Annotated in this window: 16 protein-coding genes; 12 read left to right on the top strand and 4 right to left on the bottom strand. The window is 41.0% G+C overall.

Translation table 11 applies throughout. The features are described 5' to 3' along the window. Positions 1 to 764: 764 nt before the first annotated feature. Positions 765 to 1877, bottom strand: a complete 1113-nt coding sequence (locus BC751_RS05315; protein WP_130274633.1) for a TlpA family protein disulfide reductase — start codon at positions 1875 to 1877, stop codon at positions 765 to 767. A gap of 116 nt (positions 1878 to 1993) precedes the next feature. On the opposite strand from BC751_RS05315, the gene BC751_RS05310 reads away from it, so the two are divergent. Beyond that, entirely contained in the window at positions 1994 to 2413 is a 420-nt protein-coding gene (locus BC751_RS05310; protein WP_130274632.1) for a DoxX family protein, read from the top strand. On the opposite strand, the gene recF is transcribed toward BC751_RS05310, so the two are convergent. Beyond that, positions 2407 to 3516, bottom strand: a complete 1110-nt coding sequence (gene recF, locus BC751_RS05305) for a DNA replication/repair protein RecF (protein ID WP_130274631.1) — start codon at positions 3514 to 3516, stop codon at positions 2407 to 2409. The genes BC751_RS05310 and recF overlap by 7 nt on opposite strands. Before the next feature lie 105 nt (positions 3517 to 3621). Between recF and pdhA the strand changes: the two genes are divergently transcribed. The 4 genes from pdhA to BC751_RS05285 all read left to right on the top strand — a co-directional run bounded on the left by pdhA (position 3622) and on the right by BC751_RS05285 (position 7365). Next, on the top strand, positions 3622 to 4641 hold the full coding sequence (gene pdhA, locus BC751_RS05300; RefSeq protein WP_130274630.1) for a pyruvate dehydrogenase (acetyl-transferring) E1 component subunit alpha: 1020 nt from the start codon (positions 3622 to 3624) through the stop codon (positions 4639 to 4641). A 112-nt stretch (positions 4642 to 4753) separates the two neighbouring features. Further along, a complete protein-coding gene (locus BC751_RS05295; protein ID WP_165389801.1) occupies positions 4754 to 5464 on the top strand; it encodes a tetratricopeptide repeat protein in 711 nt (236 codons plus the stop codon). An 81-nt stretch (positions 5465 to 5545) separates the two neighbouring features. After that, positions 5546 to 6022 carry a 6,7-dimethyl-8-ribityllumazine synthase gene (ribH, locus tag BC751_RS05290; protein WP_130274629.1) on the top strand — a complete coding sequence of 159 codons (477 nt, stop codon included), beginning with the start codon at positions 5546 to 5548 and terminating at the stop codon, positions 6020 to 6022. A gap of 23 nt (positions 6023 to 6045) precedes the next feature. Beyond that, entirely contained in the window at positions 6046 to 7365 is a 1320-nt protein-coding gene (locus BC751_RS05285; protein WP_130274628.1) for an aspartate kinase, read from the top strand. Between the two features lie 47 nt (positions 7366 to 7412). Here the strand turns inward: BC751_RS05285 and alr are convergent, their stop codons facing one another. Both alr and araD1 read right to left on the bottom strand, forming a co-directional pair. Continuing rightward, a complete protein-coding gene (alr, locus tag BC751_RS05280) occupies positions 7413 to 8567 on the bottom strand; it encodes an alanine racemase (protein WP_130274627.1) in 1155 nt (384 codons plus the stop codon). A 403-nt stretch (positions 8568 to 8970) separates the two neighbouring features. Further along, positions 8971 to 9972: an AraD1 family protein gene (gene araD1, locus BC751_RS05275; protein WP_242617377.1), complete on the bottom strand. Its 1002-nt coding sequence runs from the start codon at positions 9970 to 9972 to the stop codon at positions 8971 to 8973. A gap of 174 nt (positions 9973 to 10146) precedes the next feature. On the opposite strand from araD1, the gene BC751_RS05270 reads away from it, so the two are divergent. The 7 genes from BC751_RS05270 to BC751_RS05240 all read left to right on the top strand — a co-directional run bounded on the left by BC751_RS05270 (position 10147) and on the right by BC751_RS05240 (position 18213). Continuing rightward, positions 10147 to 12204: an alpha-L-fucosidase gene (locus tag BC751_RS05270; RefSeq protein WP_130274626.1), complete on the top strand. Its 2058-nt coding sequence runs from the start codon at positions 10147 to 10149 to the stop codon at positions 12202 to 12204. Between the two features lie 846 nt (positions 12205 to 13050). After that, the gene (locus tag BC751_RS05265) at positions 13051 to 13605 is read left to right on the top strand and encodes a gluconate 2-dehydrogenase subunit 3 family protein (protein ID WP_130274625.1); all 555 of its coding nucleotides are present in this window, start codon (positions 13051 to 13053) and stop codon (positions 13603 to 13605) included. Further along, positions 13598 to 15304: a GMC oxidoreductase gene (locus BC751_RS05260; RefSeq protein ID WP_130274624.1), complete on the top strand. Its 1707-nt coding sequence runs from the start codon at positions 13598 to 13600 to the stop codon at positions 15302 to 15304. Before BC751_RS05265 ends, BC751_RS05260 begins: the two co-directional genes overlap by 8 nt. Before the next feature lie 272 nt (positions 15305 to 15576). Further along, positions 15577 to 16074 (top strand): MG2 domain-containing protein, encoded by a 498-nt coding sequence (locus BC751_RS05255; protein WP_130274623.1) that lies wholly within the window; start codon positions 15577 to 15579, stop codon positions 16072 to 16074. A 90-nt stretch (positions 16075 to 16164) separates the two neighbouring features. Continuing rightward, complete coding sequence (locus BC751_RS05250) at positions 16165 to 17040, top strand: alpha-2-macroglobulin family protein (protein ID WP_207226840.1); 876 nt, start codon at positions 16165 to 16167, stop codon at positions 17038 to 17040. Next, entirely contained in the window at positions 17037 to 17381 is a 345-nt protein-coding gene (locus BC751_RS05245; protein WP_130274622.1) for a hypothetical protein, read from the top strand. Before BC751_RS05250 ends, BC751_RS05245 begins: the two co-directional genes overlap by 4 nt. A gap of 190 nt (positions 17382 to 17571) precedes the next feature. Then, on the top strand, positions 17572 to 18213 hold the full coding sequence (locus tag BC751_RS05240; RefSeq protein WP_130274621.1) for a hypothetical protein: 642 nt from the start codon (positions 17572 to 17574) through the stop codon (positions 18211 to 18213). Positions 18214 to 18532 lie beyond the last annotated feature (319 nt).

Here is an 18532-nt window from a genome sequence, read left to right as displayed (position 1 = left end):
GAAGGAACCTAGGTTCCTTCCCTTAAACCCTTAGTGTTGCATTTATGACTTGAATATAGGAAATTCCTTTCTGAATATAATTCAATTAATCAATCAAGTGAAATTGATTTGTCATCTTCAAATAAGATTGAGTGTATTCAAAATGCTCAATCCGTATACGGACGGCTTAATTCAGGTAATCCTTTAGTTTATATTGACGTAACCTTTAATATAGGTTCAGGATCTAGCCTAATTGAAAATTTTCAAGCAACTTTGGGCGGATTAACTGTAGGTGTTTCTTAAGGAAGAAATAATTTTCAAAATTCACAAACTGCTGGATCCAATAATAATTATAATTATTCAGGAATTTATACTTTCACTTTAGTCTATTCCATTAATTATCCAAACATTGGAACTGTATATGTTACAGAAATCACAAATTGGAGAATCAGAGTTGATGGCTGTACAGGAACAACTCATTGGATCCAAATAATTGAATAAAACCCTTAAACTGAGAAAACAATGAAATTAACCATATTTACTTCTTCTTGGGATGTGATAGGTTTATCTATCCAGTTAATCAATCTCACTTTACTTATTTTAATTGCATATGGGATCTTCAAACTTTGGAAGAAATTAGTCAATAGTAAAAAGTTTTAATCAATAAAATTGAAATAGAATTTAAAAATTGGCTAAGTAGAATGGCCTAATCAAACTTTCATTTGGTTTGTTAAATCTGTAAAAAAGAGGCTGTCCCAAATATGGGTCAGCCTCTTTTTCTTCAACTAATTTAAACCAATCAAGGCCTCATAAGCCTCATCTCCCGGCCTAGGAGCATTCGGGCTAACGAGTTTGTTGTCTTTTCCGATAATCAGGTACCGGGGAATACCCCAAACTTTAAAATACCTCATGATATCTGCCTCAAAACCTTTTCCCGCAAACAAATGTACCCCTCTCATGGGGTTCTTGTCCAGGTAATTTTTCCAGGATTCAGGTTTCTCGTCAATTGAAATATACATCAGCACCACATCTTCCCGATTTCTTAATTTCTTTTCGAAATCAGGGGTTTTGGTTTTGAAGGTATTGATGCAAGGTCCGCACCAGGATGCCCAAAGATCCAAATAGATGATCTTGTCCTTAAATTCAGACAGCTTTCTTTCTTTGCCTTCCATATCAACAAAAGAAAAATCCTGCACCAATGCCCCTTCCCTTAGGTTTTCAAGGGAAGCAAGCGTAGTGTTCAAAGCCGGAAGAAAACGGGATGCAGGATACTCTTTTTTGAATCCGGCTGACATGGCCTCCAGTTCATCATAGCTTTCATTGAGCATGGCCATTTCATTGATGATAAATGCGGCATGGTAAAGCTCCTTGATGGGTTCTTCCTCCTTATAGATATAAGCTACCACTTCTTGGGTAGGCATGCCAAAGGGAATGTTCATGGCAGAATGAATGCCCATGATGATCGCCCTGGAAATATCCTCATTCAAAGAAGTAAGGTTTTTATCATATCCCATTTCATGCATAAATGTCCTGAAAAATACCAATCTTTCACTGACCTCCAACTCCTGGGCCCTATCAAGATAAAGCTCTCCCAACTGGATCATCATGGTCTGGGTAAACTTTGTTGCAGCATCTTTTTCTTCAGGACTTAACTTGTCAGCATATTTTGAATAGTGTGCCTGGAAATCCCTTTCCACATTTTTACAAAAATCCAGAAAAACACTTTGCTTTGGTGTTTCTTCCACATCATACAATACCGCTGATACCCTTCCATATAAATCGTTCTGGATCAGTTGCTGTATCCCGTTCATATATTCAAGGAAACCTGCAGAAGGCCCTTGGGCGTAAAGCTGGCCACCCACCAAAAGTGTAATCAGAAATAAAAGGATACGTTTCATGTTTTTTTTTGAAATAATAGTTGACAATTGATGAATTAACGCCCCAATATAACAAGAGGATATGTTTTTCTTGTTAATTTTGGAAATAGACCACAACATTCACAAAGACCGAAAACATGAAAAAGTTGTTTTTTTCCTCTTCTTCTTGGGGAATGGATGTAGCACTTCTTTTGCTAAGACTTGGCTCTTCCCTTATGATGATGACCCATGGATGGGCAAAAATTGCAGACTTTAGCGCTAGGCTGACCACATTTAGGGATCCTATCGGCCTAGGTCCCGCAATGTCCTTACAAGCCACCATATTCGCAGAATTTTTCTGTTCCATCCTGTTGGCATTGGGCTTTATGACCAGATTATCCTTAATTCCTTTGATCTTCACAATGACTGTGGTGAGCTTTATTGTGCATGCGGAAGATCCATTTGCCCAAAAGGAAAAAGCCTTGCTTTTCCTACTCATCTTTATCGTGCAATTCCTAATGGGAGCGGGTAAATATTCGGTGGACGCGCAGATTAGAAAAAGGAGAAACGGTTACTGATTCCAATCAGTAACTTTGCCTTTTTCGATCATAAAAAACTTACATTCAGCACCTATCTCTTTTAAGATCTGCTTGGATCTTTCGGGCCTTGCATCCGTGATAAACAATTGCCCAAAACGATGATCGGCTACCAATCCCATCATTTTTCTGATCCTGTCATCATCCAACTTGTCAAAGATATCATCCAAAAGCAGGATGGGTTTGGTCTTTTTGTGGCTTAGAAATATCTGGAACTGGGCAAGTTTAAGCGCAATTACAAAGGACTTCTGCTGGCCCTGGGAACCAAATTTTTTGATAGGGTATCCTTCAATTTCAAATACAAAATCATCCTTATGGATTCCCATATTGGTTCTTTTTAAGATCAGGTCTTTTTGGGCACTTGCTTTGAAATCCTTATCAAAATCCTCTGAAAGACATTGCGTTTCAAAGCTGATTTTGATATTTTCCCTATTTTCAGAAATCTCCGAATAGTATTCCGTCAGAAGAGGCTCGTATTCCTGTAAAAAAGCCTGCCTGTCCTTGGCTATCTGTTTGGAAAGCTGTATAATTTCTCTGTCATAAGGCTCAATAAAATTTTTGTCCCAAGTTCCCTTATCCGCGAATTGTTTGATCAGTGCGTTACGTTGCTTCAAAAAATGTTGGTAACGTATCAAATTATCAAGATATGTTTTATCCAACTGGCAAAGCATATTGTCAAAAAATCTGCGCCTTTCTTCGCTTCCATCCTTGATCAGCATGGTATCATCAGGGGCAATCATCACCACCGGAAGCAGACCTACGTGATCACTCATTTTATCGACAGCTTTTCCGTTTTGCAGGAGCTGCTTTCTTTTGCCACTTTCGAAAATGCACCTGATTTCCAATTCTTTACCCTCAAGCTCAAAATCACCAAAGACAGTAAAAAAGTCCTTTTCATGCAGGATATTGAGGTTGTCCACTCCGTTAAATGCACTCTTGGTCAGACAGAGATAATGAATGGCATCCAATAGGTTGGTCTTGCCGCTTCCATTAAGGCCTACAAAGCAATTGATCTCTTTGGAAAACTGCACCTCCGCTTTGGGATAATTTTTAAATTGTTGTAAGCGGATATTTTTGAGGTGCATCTTGCAGAATCTGTGAGGTTTTTGACTATTTTCGCGTTCGGCCTTAAAATTCAGCCCATTTGATTATATTTGGGGCCTAATTTAGCATATTTTACATTAAACGATATGGCAAAAAAGAGTTCAGCGACCAAAGCAAAAGCGAAATACTCTAAAGAAACTTACGCTTATTGGTACGAAAGCATGCTGTTGATGAGAAGGTTTGAAGAAAAAGCCGGACAACTTTATGGGCAGCAAAAAATCAGAGGATTCTGTCACTTATATATAGGTCAGGAAGCCTGTGCTTCCGGCGCCATCACCGCTCTTGAAAAAGACGACAAGTGGATTACCGCTTACAGAGACCATGCACATCCACTTGGATTGGGAACTGATCCAGGAGCAGTTATGGCCGAACTTTATGGCAAAGCCACAGGAACTACCAAAGGTAAAGGCGGTTCTATGCACATCTTTGACAAAGAGCGCAACTTCATGGGTGGCCATGGTATCGTAGGTGCTCAGGTGCCTATGGGCCTTGGTATCGGATTTGCCGAAAAATACAAGGGCACCAAAAACCTTTGCATCTGTTACATGGGTGACGGTGCCGTAAGACAAGGTGCTGTTCACGAGGCTTTCAACTTGGCCATGTTGTACAAAGTCCCTGTGATCTTTGTGATCGAAAACAATGGCTATGCCATGGGTACTTCAGTAGCAAGAACCTCCAATGTAACTGAACTCTATACCATTGGAGAGGCTTATGACATGCCTTCATTCCCTGTTGACGGTATGAATGTAGAAGCAGTTCATGAAGCAGTAGCAGAAGCAGCAGAGAGGGCAAGAAAAGGTGAAGGTCCTACCCTTCTGGAATTCAGAACCTACCGATATAAAGGACACTCGATGTCCGATCCTCAAAAATACAGAACCCGTGAGGAAGTTGAGGAATACAAGCAAAGGGATCCGATCGAGCAAGTAAAAGCTACCATTATGGAGAATAATATCCTGACGGAAGAAGAAATTGCCGAAATTGATGCAAGGGTGAAAAAACAAGTAGATGACGCCGTGAAATTCGCTGAGGAATCTCCTTGGCCTGACGGCATGGATGCCTTCAAGGATGTATATGTTCAAGAAGACTATCCTTTCGTAATGGAATAAAATATCAAAAAAATCAGCCATGAATAAGGTATGTCTGTTCATGGCTGGTTTTTTTGTTTCTATTTGTGAATTAATTAAAAGCCTTATATTTGCGGGCGAAAAATTTTATAGAATGGCTAAGAAACAAACGAAAAAAGCTCCTGAAGTAGAATACGAGCTTTTGGAAAAACCGGAAGAGATTGCAGGCAGGCTGGAAAGGGGTGAAGCATTCATCAAAAAGAACTCCAAAGTCTTCGGAGGTATCCTAATTGCGGTAATCCTGATTATCGCCGGTGTCCTTTATTTCCAGATTGATAAGCAGAACAAAAACAAAAAGGCCCAGGCAGAAATGTTCCAGGCTGTATATTATTTCGAACAGGACAGTACTGACCTTGCTTTGAACGGAGACGGTTCCAATGCAGGATTTCTTAGAATTGTAGACCAATACAGCGGAACAGCTGCGGCTAATCTGGCCCATTTCTACATTGGTTCCATTTATCTTTCTGAAGGTCAGTTTCAAAAAGCTGCCGACCATTTGAAAAAGTTCTCTGCTGATGATTATTTCGTTCAGGCCAGAGCTTATGCGCTTTTGGGTGATGCTTATTTGGAATTGGGAAATACAAAGGATGCCATCGCTGCTTACAAGAAAGCGGTAAATCATAAAGAAAATAAGCATTTTGCACCCCGATACCTGAACAAATTGGCTATTGCTTATGAAGAAGCAGGAGATATCGAAAATGCCATCAAAACCTACGGTATCATAGAGGACAAATACTACGAGTCTTTCGAATACACCAACGCTCGAAAGCATAAAGCGCGCTTGGAAGGCCTTGCCTCTAAGTAATGCTTTGTTGTACCCAAGCATTTAAGAAGAGTAAGGCCAAAAGTCTTACTCTTTTTTGTTTTCATACATCAATAAAAAAATATGGCAACTTCATTGAAAAGCTTGAGCCAGTATTCTGACAAAAACATACTGGACATTTCCCATAAAAAATTCGGAATCGTCGTTTCAGAATGGAATGACCAAGTGACCGAATCCTTATTTTCTGCTGCGGTAGATACTTTATTGAAACACGGTGCCAAAAAGGAAAACATTTTCAGAAAAAATGTCCCCGGATCCTTTGAATTAACTCTTGGGGCACAGTGGTTGGCCGAATTAGAAGAAATAGATGCCGTCATCTGCTTGGGATGTGTGATCCAAGGAGAAACCAGACATTTTGATTTCATCTGCGATGCAGTCGCACATGGAATTACCAATGTCAGTCTCAAATATAACAAACCAGTAATCTTTGGAGTTTTGACACCTAATACCATGCAACAGGCATTAGACAGGGCGGGTGGCAAGCACGGAAACAAAGGAGATGAAGCGGCTATTACCGCCATCAAAATGCTTGGATTTTAGAAAACTCAAACCTTACTGACCATATGAAAATCATGAAGTTCGGGGGTACCTCAGTAGGAAAACCCGAAAGAATGCATCAGGTCAAAGACCTGATTACCAGAGACAACGAAAAGAAAATCGTAGTGCTTTCTGCCCTTTCCGGTACGACAAATGCCCTGGTAAGTATCGGGGAAGCTTTGGCCGCTGCCAATAAAGATTTGGCCAAGGAAAGAATTGATGCTTTACATGCCCACTACCTGCAGTTCTATAAGGATTTGTTGAAAACAGAGGCTGCCAGGGCAAAAGCCGAGAAAATCATCAAAGAACACTTCGAGTTTCTCAATATCATCCTGAAAATTTCCTTCAATGAAGCCATCAATAGGGATATTTTGGCACAAGGAGAATTGCTTTCAACCAAACTTTTCTATACGCTTTTGCAGGAATTGGATATTCCGGCCGTTTTCCTTCCGGCCCTTGATTTCATGAGTATCGATGAAAACGCAGAGCCCGAACTGAAGAAAATTTCGGAGAAAATCAAAGTCATTCTGGCCAATTATCCGAATGATAGGATTTTCGTCACCCAAGGTTATATCTGTAAAAACCACAGAAATGAAGTGGACAACCTAAAAAGGGGCGGATCGGATTATTCTGCCTCCCTTATTGGAGCGGCGGTCAATGCCGATGTCGTTGAAATCTGGACAGATATCGATGGAATGCACAACAATGACCCGAGGGTGGTCGACAAAACCCGTCCCATTGCACAGCTATCTTTCGATGAAGCTGCTGAACTGGCTTACTTTGGCGCCAAAATATTGCATCCCGCATCCATTTGGCCTGCTCAATTGTACAACATTCCGGTGAAGCTACTCAACACCATGGAACCGGAGGCAGCCGGAACTACCATCACTGGAAAAGAACAGGGGACGGGGGTAAAAGCATTGGCTGCCAAAGACGGGATCACGGCCATTAAAATCAAATCCAGCAGGATGCTTCTTGCTTATGGTTTCCTGAGGAAGGTCTTCGAAGTGTTTGAAAAATACAAGACATCCATAGACATGATCACCACTTCTGAGGTGGCAGTATCGGTTACCATTGATGACCTCAGCCATCTCAGCGAGATTGTCAAAGAACTGGAGGCCTATGGAATGGTAGAAGTGGATAAAAACCAAACCATTATTTCTGTTGTAGGAAATATGATTGCGGAATCAAAAGGTACCTTGGCCAAAATCTTGAACTGTCTGGCTGATTTTCCTATCAGAATGGTATCCTACGGCGGAAGCAGACACAATGTTTCCTTACTGTTAGATGCCAAATATAAAAATGATGCCCTCAAGAGCCTCAATGAAGGGCTATTTGAATGGTAATGTCAACCCCTAAAAACTCATCCCAAAAAAGGATGAGTTTTTTTATTTTAATCCACAACAAATCTGGGAATATCCTGAGGTAGACGGGTTAGAAGCTCATAATTCACTTGTTGGGAGGATTCACCGAAGGAAGCCACAGAAAGCTCTTTTCCCCCTTGACAACCGATGATTACCGCTTCGTCCCCTTTTTGCACTTTTTCCAAATCTGTGACATCTACTGCGATGCTGTTCATGGTGACCGTACCCACTACGGGTACTATTACCCCGGAAATCAGGACCTTGCCCTGATTACTCAACAAACGGCTATACCCATGTCCATAACCAATGGGTACCAAAGCGATGGTCATGTCACGTGGTGCCATGTAGCTTGATCCGTAACCAATGAATTCGCCCATTTTGACAGACTTGGTGTTCATTATTGAACTTTTCCATGTGATCAGCCTTTTTAAAGGGTTTTTATCATTGTCCGGTAGGGATTGGAAGCGGTACATGTAGGTTTCCTGTGTGGGCCAAAAACCGTAAGCAGCAATCCCTATGCGCACCATGTCCATTTTAGTCTCAGGATATAACAGCGCAGCAGCAGAACAGGCAGTATGGTATTTCTCAAAGGTGATGTTTTGAGAATCAAAGCTCTTTTTAAATTGCTTAAACTGCTTGATCTGATTTCGTACCCTCACATAATTGGCTATGCTTTCCGCTCCGGCATAATGGGTGCAAAGCCCTTTCAGTTCAAGGAAAGGAGCATGTTCTTTCAGTTGATTGATCAGCCATTCCCTTTCCTCCCACTCAAATCCAGTCCTGTGAAAACCTGTTTCGACTTCTACATGGATTTTGGCCTTTTTACCCATAGTTTTGGCAACAGCTACCGCAGCTTCCAAGCGGTCAAAATCAAATACATAAAAATTAATTCCTTTCTGTATCAATTCCCCCAAATCCTCATTCATGAGCATTCCCATAATCATGATCTCACTCCCCATTTTACTGGCATGAAATACCCTCAGGGCTTCATCTGCAGAAAATGTGGAAAAGTGCCTCATCCCATTTTCCTCTGCCATAGGGACAATATTTTCTACGCCATGCCCATAGGCATTTCCCTTTACCACCAAAGACAGGGAAGTAGCGGCACCAATATCCTTTCTGATAAAATCAATGTTTTTTTTAAAAGCCGATCTACTGATCTCGATATAAGAAGTGTGTTGCATGAAGGCAAATTACATTTTCTGAATTTTTAACCTAATTTTTTATGAAAGAGTTGAATTAAGATTGAATTTTACGAATAACCCAAATGCACAATACCATCCAACTTAAATCTATTGTTAAAAAAACGTAAATTATGAATCAACCTAAATTAGAAGATGAATATGGTTATTTTCTATAGTCACTTTTTGTCTTGACACAAAAAGTAACCAAAAAAGTCAAGCCGACGGAATCCTATCAGCCCGCAAGGCCGGAGCCGGCCCGGTCCGTCGTCATTCGAACCCTGCCTATTGAGTCAATTTATGTTTCAATATTATGGGATTCTTTTAATACTGTCCACCACTATTTAAAGTTGACAACTAAACGTTACTTTGAAAACGTCTTAGAATTCGGATTTAAACATTGTGTTTATACCTGTCTCAGTGTGTTGATGAGTGGTTTTCCGAGTTCCGGAATGGAAATTTCAAACCTATCTCCATGTTGGACCTCGATACCATCTGCAAAGCTTACCACAGATGTGCCAAAATAGTGTACGTGCACATCTCCAGGCTGCCTAAACAAGTCATATTTGAAGTGATGGTGCTCCAGGTTAACGATATTGTGGCTCATATTGGCTTGGCCCGTAAGAAACTCTTTCTGCCATACCACCTTTTCCCCTCTTAGAATACGGCTTAAACCTACCAAATGATCCGGCAGCTCTGAAATCAGTATTTCAGGGCCATAAGCACTCATCCTTAATTTGGAATGTGCCAAATACAGGTAATTGATTTTCTCCATTTTATGGTCAGAAAACTCATTTCCTACTGCGAATCCAAGCCTAAATGGATTTCCATCCGGATCTATCACATACAGGCCTGCTAATTCAGGCTCCTCTCCCCCGTCAAGTGCAAAAGCCGGAGAAACCAATTCATGACCTGTGGGTACTACAGACAGTCCATTTCCCTTGTAAAACCACTCCGGTTGTACGCCTGGCTTCCCGTTTAACATTCTACCGTTTTCCAGTCCCATCCGGAACATCTTCATGGAATCTGTCAGCTCATCAGGGTCGCTTCCTTTCAATTTTTGGTGCATTTCATCACGGGAAGCAGCGGAACCCAAGTGGGTAAGGCCTGTTCCTGTGACCCAGCAACGATATGGGTCTGGATGCATAAGCGGCAATAATACTTGCTTGTGGTCCAAAAGGGGCTGGTAGCTTATGGTTACATCCCCTGCCAACATATCCACTAATTCTAAAAGTGTTTTCCCTGATTCAAATACCTTTTGCGTCAAAGCATAGGTGCTGGTCACCTCGTTTAAAAGCCTTAAGCGCTCACCTTCCACCAAGCCGACATGTGTGGAGTTATCTTTATTTCTAAACTGGACAATTCTCATGAGTAAAAGGGCATTGGATGTGAAATTTTTTGAATGCACTGCTAAAAGTTAGTACAGCAAGACCAAAAAGACAAATGGCACAAAAATTCCTTATTTAGAGAATAGAGTCTGTCAGACTCTTTACCCTTAATTTTCAAAAGAAGAATAAGGATCTCCAGCATACATTCAAGTTTTATGGAAAAATGATTATTATCATGGAGTAATTGGATCCCTATGAAAAAACTCCTCATTCTTGTATTGATTGTTTGGGCCTGCCAAGGCCCGGAAGTCGCTCCGCCAGCTCCGGTTTATCCGATTCCCTCAGAGCGCCAACTCGCCTGGCATGAGTTGGAATACTATGGCTTTGTGCATTTCAATATGAATACTTTTTCAGACATGGAATGGGGCATGGGAGATGAGGATCCCGCTGATTTTAACCCCACAGCTTTGGATACCCGCCAATGGGCCAAAGTAGCCAAAGAGGCGGGGATGAAAGGCATTATCATCACGGCCAAACACCATGATGGTTTTTGTCTCTGGCCTTCAGCTTTTACCGAACATTCCGTAAAGAACTCTCCCTGGAAAGATGGGAAAGGGGATTTGATTCAAGAATTGAGGGAGGCTTGTGATGAGTTTGGCCTAAAAATGGGGATTTATTATTCTCCATGGGACAGGAACCATGCAGATTATGGTACCCCAGAATATATTACCTACATGCGGAATCAGTTGAAAGAATTACTGACAAATTATGGTGAAATTTTCGAAGTATGGTTTGACGGGGCCAATGGCGGCACTGGTTATTATGGAGGTGCCAATGAAAACCGTTATGTGGATAAGTTGACTTATTATGACTGGCCCAATACTTATGCGCTTGTCAGGGAATTGCAGCCCGGTGCAGTGATGTTCAGCGATGGTGGACCTGATGTACGCTGGGTGGGCAATGAGGATGGCTATGCCTATGAAACCACCTGGTCCAATTTGATGCGGGACTCTGTCTATGCCGGTATGCCGGAATATCCTGAAAAATATGCGGCAGGACAGGAAAATGGCACCCATTGGGTGCCGGCTGAAGCCGATGTGTCCATCAGGCCGGGATGGTATTACCACGAATATGAAGACCATAAAGTAAAGACCCTTCCCCAATTGCTGGATATCTATTACAATAGTATTGGCAGAAATGCCGCTCTCTTGATCAATTTTCCTGTGGATAGACGAGGCTTGATTCATGAAAAAGATGTGGAACAAATCTTAAAGTTATCCACAAAAATCCAGGAAGATTTTGCAGTGGATTTGGCTCAGAAGGCGAAGTTAAGCGCCTCCAATGAAAGAGGCAGAGGCTTTGAAGTCAAACAGGTACTCCATAAGGATAAAAATAAGTATTGGGCTGCAGAAGATGGCGTTATCCACAATGAAATACTTATACAATTTCCTAAAAAACAAAGTATTAACAGGTTTATGGCCCAAGAGCACATTGCTTTGGGCCAAAGGGTGAAAGGCTTTACTTTGGAAGTAAAAACGGCTGATGGCTGGGAACTTATCCACAGGGGAACCACCATTGGTGCCAAGCGAATACTGAGATTTGAGGATGTGGCTACAGATGCTTTGAGGTTTACCATTACCGATGCAAAAGCAAGCCCTACCCTTTCCAGAATTGGGGTTTACCGTGCCCCTGCATTGCTGATCGAGCCTATATTGAAAAGGGATAAATCGGGAGCAGTGACTTTGAATGTTCCCGGAAGCAATGTGGATATTTATTATACCTTGGATGGCAGTGATCCGGGAATCAACAGCCCAAAATATCAGGGACCCTTCATGTTGGATCAAGCGGTACAAATAAGAGCAGTTAGCCATGATCCCGCTACGGGCCAACTGAGTGAGATATTGGTACAAGATCTGGACAAGCCTAAAGCAAAATGGAAAGTTATCCACACTGATGCCAATGCGGAAAAAGCCATTGATGAGGATCCCAACACCTTTTGGCAGAGCAATGGGAATGAGTTGACCGTAGATCTGGCTGAGGTGATGACTTTATATGGCTTTACTTATCTTCCTCCACAAAACAGGTTTATGAGGGGAGTGATCAATAGGTATGCTTTCCAGAGCAGTTTGGACGGCAGGACCTGGACAGATAGAGCCCTTGGGGAATTCTCAAATATTTACAACAATCCTATTGAGCAAACAATAAAATTTAATGGGGTGGAGGCAAGATATATCCGGCTAAAAGCATTGGGGACAACGGATGGGCAGAGGGCTTCCTTTGCAGAAATCGGTGTTATTACCAGGGATAATTAATTTCCAACTAAATTTACCTTAATTAGAACCCAAATTATAAATTAGAACTCAAACTAACTGAAAAAATTTTAGTGTTTCTTTTGTCCACCATTTCAATATTGATGCTTAATGATAATTTTAGAAATGTCCCAACCAAATGAATTAGTCTAGACCCCGAATGGGGTCAAACATTTGAATAGCCATGGGTGAAACCCATGGTTTGAAAATGGTTTTTTATAGTTAACGCCTGACCCTAAAGGGGTCAAACTCATATTGATCGAAATTTTTGATAATAAGGCTTTTATGTTCGACCCTTTTAGGGTCAGGAAAGCTTAATGCCTGAATTTTTGAATCCCCTGGTTTCACCAGGGGCTATTTAAAGTTCGATCCTTTCAGGATCATTACCTCTTTATTTCTATCTTCAAGTTAGTAAATTAATGTTACTTTGAATATTTCTTAAAATTCGTGATAAAATAACCGATTAAATTATTTTTCTAGGCATATCCTCATTCATCCCGCCTTGCGGACCATTTTCTGTGCTTTAACCCTCATCTTCATGCTGCGGCTAATTATTGTTTAAATCCTCTATCTGACTAAAAAAAATATGTATCCTTTTATCGGCGTTTATCCCATTTATATGTGATCAAAAAAAGTAGTCCGGAATCTTCAAATCTTTTCCCTCGATCGAATTCATTTAGACAATCATCATTCTTTTCCCCATTTTATCAGTGTTCATCCCGTTCATCCGTGGTTCATTTTTTAATCTTTATCCAATTTCATTTTTGGTTAAATAAATCAGTGGTTTGAAAAATCCCTAAAACGTTTTACCTTATTGCTCATTTAAAATCAATCCCTAATAACCTATCCATGAAAAGAAGAGATGCCCTTCGTAGTCTTGCTCTGATTACAGGCGGACTGGTCTTGGTACCTTCCTGTGATTTTTCCAAGGAAGATATCCTGGCTGCCTATAAAAACCTTCAGATTACCCCTAGCCTCAAGCAATTATTGGCCGGCATAGCCGACACCATCATTCCTCCGGGAAATATCAAAGGTGCAGCAGACCTGAGCGTGCAGGACTTTATCTTGGTCATGGTCAACGATTGCGTGGACGAAAATGGACAACAAGCCTTTATGAAAGGCCTGCAAGCCTTTGAAGGTTTTAGCAAGAAAACGAGCGGTAAAAACTTTTCTAAATTGACCAAAGAGGAAAAAGAAAACCTGATCCTGAGCGGTTTGTCCACGGAAGAGGAAAATGAAAAGGATATCAGGTCATTCCTGGAAACTACCAAACGTTTTACCATCCAAGGTTTCATGCTTTCTGAATACATTCAGACTGAAGTGAAACCCTATTCCTTGATTCCTGGTGATTACAAGGGAGAAGTACTGATTGCCGACATTAAAACAGAGAGAATCAATGGCTAATCTAAATATAGACGCAGTAAAAGAAAGAACTTTCCAGGCCATCGTCATAGGTTCTGGAATGAGTGGCAGCTGGGCAGCCAAAGAACTTTGCGAACATGGGGTCAAAACACTGGTCATTGAAAGGGGCCGGAATGTGAAACACATCAAAGACTACCCCACTACCAATATGCTTCCCTATGAATTTGAGCACCGGGGTCAGATTCCTTTGGAAGTTCAAAAGGAGAACCCTATTGTCAGTCGCTGCTATGCTTTCAGGGAAGATGCAGCACATTTCTTTGTCAAAGATAAAGAGCATCCCTATGTGCAGGAAAAGCCCTTTGATTGGATCAGAGGTTATCAGGTGGGTGGAAAATCCCTGCTTTGGGCAAGACAGGTACAGCGATGGTCAGATTTTGATTTTGAAGGTCCTGCGAGGGATGGCTTTGCAGTGGATTGGCCGATACGCTACAAGGACATTGCCCCTTGGTACAGCCACGTGGAAAAGTTTGCAGGTGTTTCCGGAAATAAAGACGGGCTGCCCCATTTACCTGATGGGGAGTTTCTCCCTGGATTTCCGCTCAATGTGGTGGAAAAGTATTTTCAGTACCAACTCAAAAAACATTATGGGGACTCCCGGCATATGATTTTGGCCCGATGCGCCCATATAACAGGAAATTTGGATTATTACGCGCAGCAAGGCAGGGCAAAATGCCAAAGCAGAAACCTCTGCCAGAGAGGTTGCCCGTTTGGGGGCTATTTCTCTGCCAATGCCTCCACCTTGCCTTGGGCTGAAAAGACGGGTAACATGACCTTAAGGACCAATGCGGTGGTGCATTCCATCATTTATGATGAAGCCAAAGGCAAAGCTACCGGGGTGCGTATTGTAGATACCCAGTCTAAAGAAATGGAAGAGTATTTTGCGGATGTGATTTTCGTGAACGGATCAGCCCTGAATACCAACTTGATCCTTTTGAATTCAACCTCTTACCGCTTCCCCAATGGACTGGGAAATGACAATGGTCTGTTGGGTAAATATGTGGCCTTCCACAATTATAGAGCTGGAATTTCAGCGGAATACCATGGCCACTTAGAATATACCACCCAGGGGGGAAGACCAACATCCGGTTATTTTCCAAGGTTCAGAAATGTCTTCAAACAGGAAACTGATTTCTTGAGGGGATATGCTGCAGGTTTTTCAGCATATAGAGGAACTTATGCTGACCAAAGTGGCATAGGAATGGAATTGAAAGAAAATCTTTTAAATCCAGACAAATACGGTCCATGGGGAATAAGCTCCCATATGATGGGCGAAACCATCCCTAAGGAAAGTAATTATGTAGCTTTGGATCCAAACCAGAAAGACGAATGGGGTATCCCATTGCTTAGGATCAATGTAGAATACGATGACAATGACGAAAAAATGGTGAAGGATTACCTGGAACAAATGACAGAAATGTTTGAAAAGGCAGGCTTCACCAATATCAAAACCCGTGATGACCGCAGAGCACCTGGCTTGGATATCCACGAAATGGGTGGAGTACGCATGGGCAGAGATCCAAAAACCTCCTTGCTCAATGCCAACCATCAATTGCATGCCGTACCGAATGTGTATGTCACAGATGGCGCCAGTATGACTTCCACCGCTACCCAAAACCCATCCCTGACCTATATGGCATTTGCGGCCAGGGCAGCACACCATGCGATGAAAACCTTTGGATAATGGTATCATTGAATCAACCTTCAAAGCCTGAAAGGAATGTTCCTCTCAGGCTTTTTGATTTTTTAAGAAAAGCGATGTTTTTAAAGTCCACAAATTATTTCAACATATGCACAACAATCACCAAGGCTATTACGTGATTTTTAAGTAGAAGTTAATTTGGCAAAAAATAGTTTACACATGTTTTGTTTCTGAAATTGAATTTATATTGATCTTTCATTTTGTGTTTTTGAGAATACTCACAGAACAAATGCTGAATAGGAAAGAAATTTTAAATATCACGCTCTAATGACAAAAAACCTTCTGTTGACATTTTTATTTTTTGCTTTGACATTTTTAGCTCAGGCACAAAAAATTACGGGGAAATTGTCAATTTATTTAGTCATGCATTCCCCTACGAGAAGATTTTTCTACATACAGACAAACCTTACTATATTCCAAGTGACACCATTTGGTTCAAGGCCTATGTCACCACTCCGGATAAAAATTTCAGGGAATCTGCCACACCTTCTGTTCCCCTGTATGTGGAATTGATCAAACCCAGTGTCATCCCCATTGCATCCAGGAAGATCATCAAATTAAAAGATGGAAGAGGTGCAGGGGATTTTGTCATACCCAGGGAACTTAAACCCGGAATATATAAACTGAGGGCCTACACTTCTTATTCTTTGAATTTTGGTGATCAGGCATTTTTTGAAAAAGAAATTTTTATTTCAGACAAAGGTCAAGCTTTTCATGGCAAAATGGAATTAACAGTGGAAAGCAAACTTTAAATCCAGATTTATAAAAGTGAAAAAAATTAGTTCAGCACAACTTGTCGATTAAATGTTTCGTATGTTTGTAAGGGTTTAAAATAAAATTCTATGCAACAGGGGAAAAAAACCTTTTTGATTTTGTCCATAACTGTCCTGTCTATGGTCTTTTCTTTTGCCCAGAGCCAAATGGACAAGCTGGTAGAGCGTATAGAAGCTTATCATCAAACCTATCCTTTTGAGAAGGTTTACCTGCATACAGATAAACCACATTATTTTCTCAATGATACCATCTGGATCAAGGCCTATGGCCTGATGGATGTAGGTCAGGAAAATCCTGCGAGAACCAATTCGGTACCTTTGTATGTGGAATTGTTACAAAGCGGATTACTGCCTTATGTATCCCGCATCATTATCAAATTGGAAGATGGATTAGGACAGGGAGATATAGTCCTGCCAAGGGACCTGAAGCCAGGTGTCTACACGCTAAGGGCTTACACAGAATGGATGAGAAACTTTGGTCAGGAAGCATTTTTTGAAAAAAATCTTTGGGTGGGTGAGTTTGGGGACGGCTGGACTTTTGTGGAAAAGCAACCGGAATTAAACTTGAATTTCTTTCCCGAAGGAGGCTATTTGGTGAGGGGCTTAGCTTCAAAAATCGGTTTCAAAGCTACTGATGCCATGGGTAAGGGAACGGATGTACAAGGTCTGATCCTCAACAGTAAAAAAGATACCCTCCTTCGGTTTGAATCTGCCCATATGGGCATGGGAAGCCTGGAGTTTACTCCCCAAGCAGGAGAAACTTACGAAGTATGGGCAAGGTCTTCCCAAGTTCCCTGGAAGAGGCTCAAGTTATCTGCGGTTCAGGACGAGGGCGTGGTAATGAAGATAGACCCTCTCTGGCAAGAAGATAAAGCCAAAATTCAGATCAGCCATAATTACCTGTTCCCTCCTCAGGATTGGTTAAAATTTCAAAGGATACTTTGAGAAGAGGGGATTTGGTAGAAGAGGCCCGGAATGGCTTTTTGTTTTTAACGTATTCAGAACCGTTTTTTGTAATATTCCACAAAGAAAGCGAAGAATTGAACTATCGAAAGCCATTATTGAATCAAAAAAAATCACCCAGAAGGGGGAACCTCATTTTTTCTACTTATGGCAATCCTTTACCCGTTCAAACTTCCAAATTCACTTTGACTGGCAAAGCACTAAGGTTATTTGAAGATGGCAGTTACTTCCACCCTTTTGACCTTTACTTAGACGGTTATATGGCTTGGGAAAAAATCGGGGATTTGATGCCGTATGATTATAAAGATCTAAGTAGTCAATGAGAGAAATTTTCGTCAGGCTGAGATTTTAAAATTTGGCATGCCTTTAAAAAATGGAAACAATGGTCAGTCTTTTAGAATCATTTTGACAATAATGGATAAATATATGCAGATAAAAATGTAAATTGATTTTGTCAATCAGGTAAAAAATTAACCTTTGTTTTTCCTAATTCCCCTTAATTTCAAAAATCATATGAAAACGTATTTTGTCATTGCTGCATTATTGATTTTTGCTGCATGTTCTCCTGCAACAAAAATTACCCGCTCCTGGAGTAGCCCCGAAAAAAGCAATTATGGTTATAACAACCTCTTCGTGGCAGTGGTCTTAAGTGATATTTCAAAAAGGCAAGTCATCGAAAATGACATTCAGAGTAAATTAAATAAGCTGGGAATAAACTCAACCACCAGCAATTCCACCATTCAGCCCAATTTCTGGATGAGTACGGACCTGGATAAAAACGCCATGATCAATGTCGTCAAACGAAGTCAGAAAGATGCCATCATGACGGTTTCTTTGATTGATGTACAGAATGAACAGCGGTATATTCCAGGTACGATGATGGCTGGTCCCATGGTGGGTCCGGGAGCCTGGGGTATGGGGGCTAACTTTGGAGGATTTTGGGGCTGGAATCATGGCATGATGATGACTCCGGGCCATGTGGTCAATGACCGAAAATATTTCATAGAAATCAATGTTTATGATACTGCATCAGAATTGATGATCTGGTCGGCACAATCCAAAACCCTCAATCCAAGATCTCTGGAAAAGTTCTCCTCTGAGTTTGCTGAGATTGTTATTGAAAGGATGTTAAAAGAAGGTGTTCTGGGAGTTTAATTTACAATTCTTGAAGGATTTAATGCTTGCCTAGAATTAAAATTGAGCTATCCAGACAAGTGAAGGCTAAAAACAAGTATTGGTAATAGTAAAAGAGGAAGAGGCTGTCTCATAAGTCAATGCTTTAAAAAATTGCCAAAATTTTATTTGGTTTGTAATCAATGAAATTTTGTATCTTAGAGCCTTCGTGGCATAATTAGCCACAAAGCCACTAAGTCACAAAGAAATTAACCATTAAACAGAATTTTGTTTGGTAAATAAATCTGAATATCAATTTATGATACAGCCTCTCCCTTTATCTTGTCTGGAATTTAAAATA

Source organism: Cecembia calidifontis (assembly GCF_004216715.1).
Taxonomy (GTDB): domain Bacteria; phylum Bacteroidota; class Bacteroidia; order Cytophagales; family Cyclobacteriaceae; genus Cecembia_A; species Cecembia_A calidifontis.
Note: the sequence above shows the minus strand (reverse complement) of the source record. Positions and strands in the feature narration are given on the sequence as shown.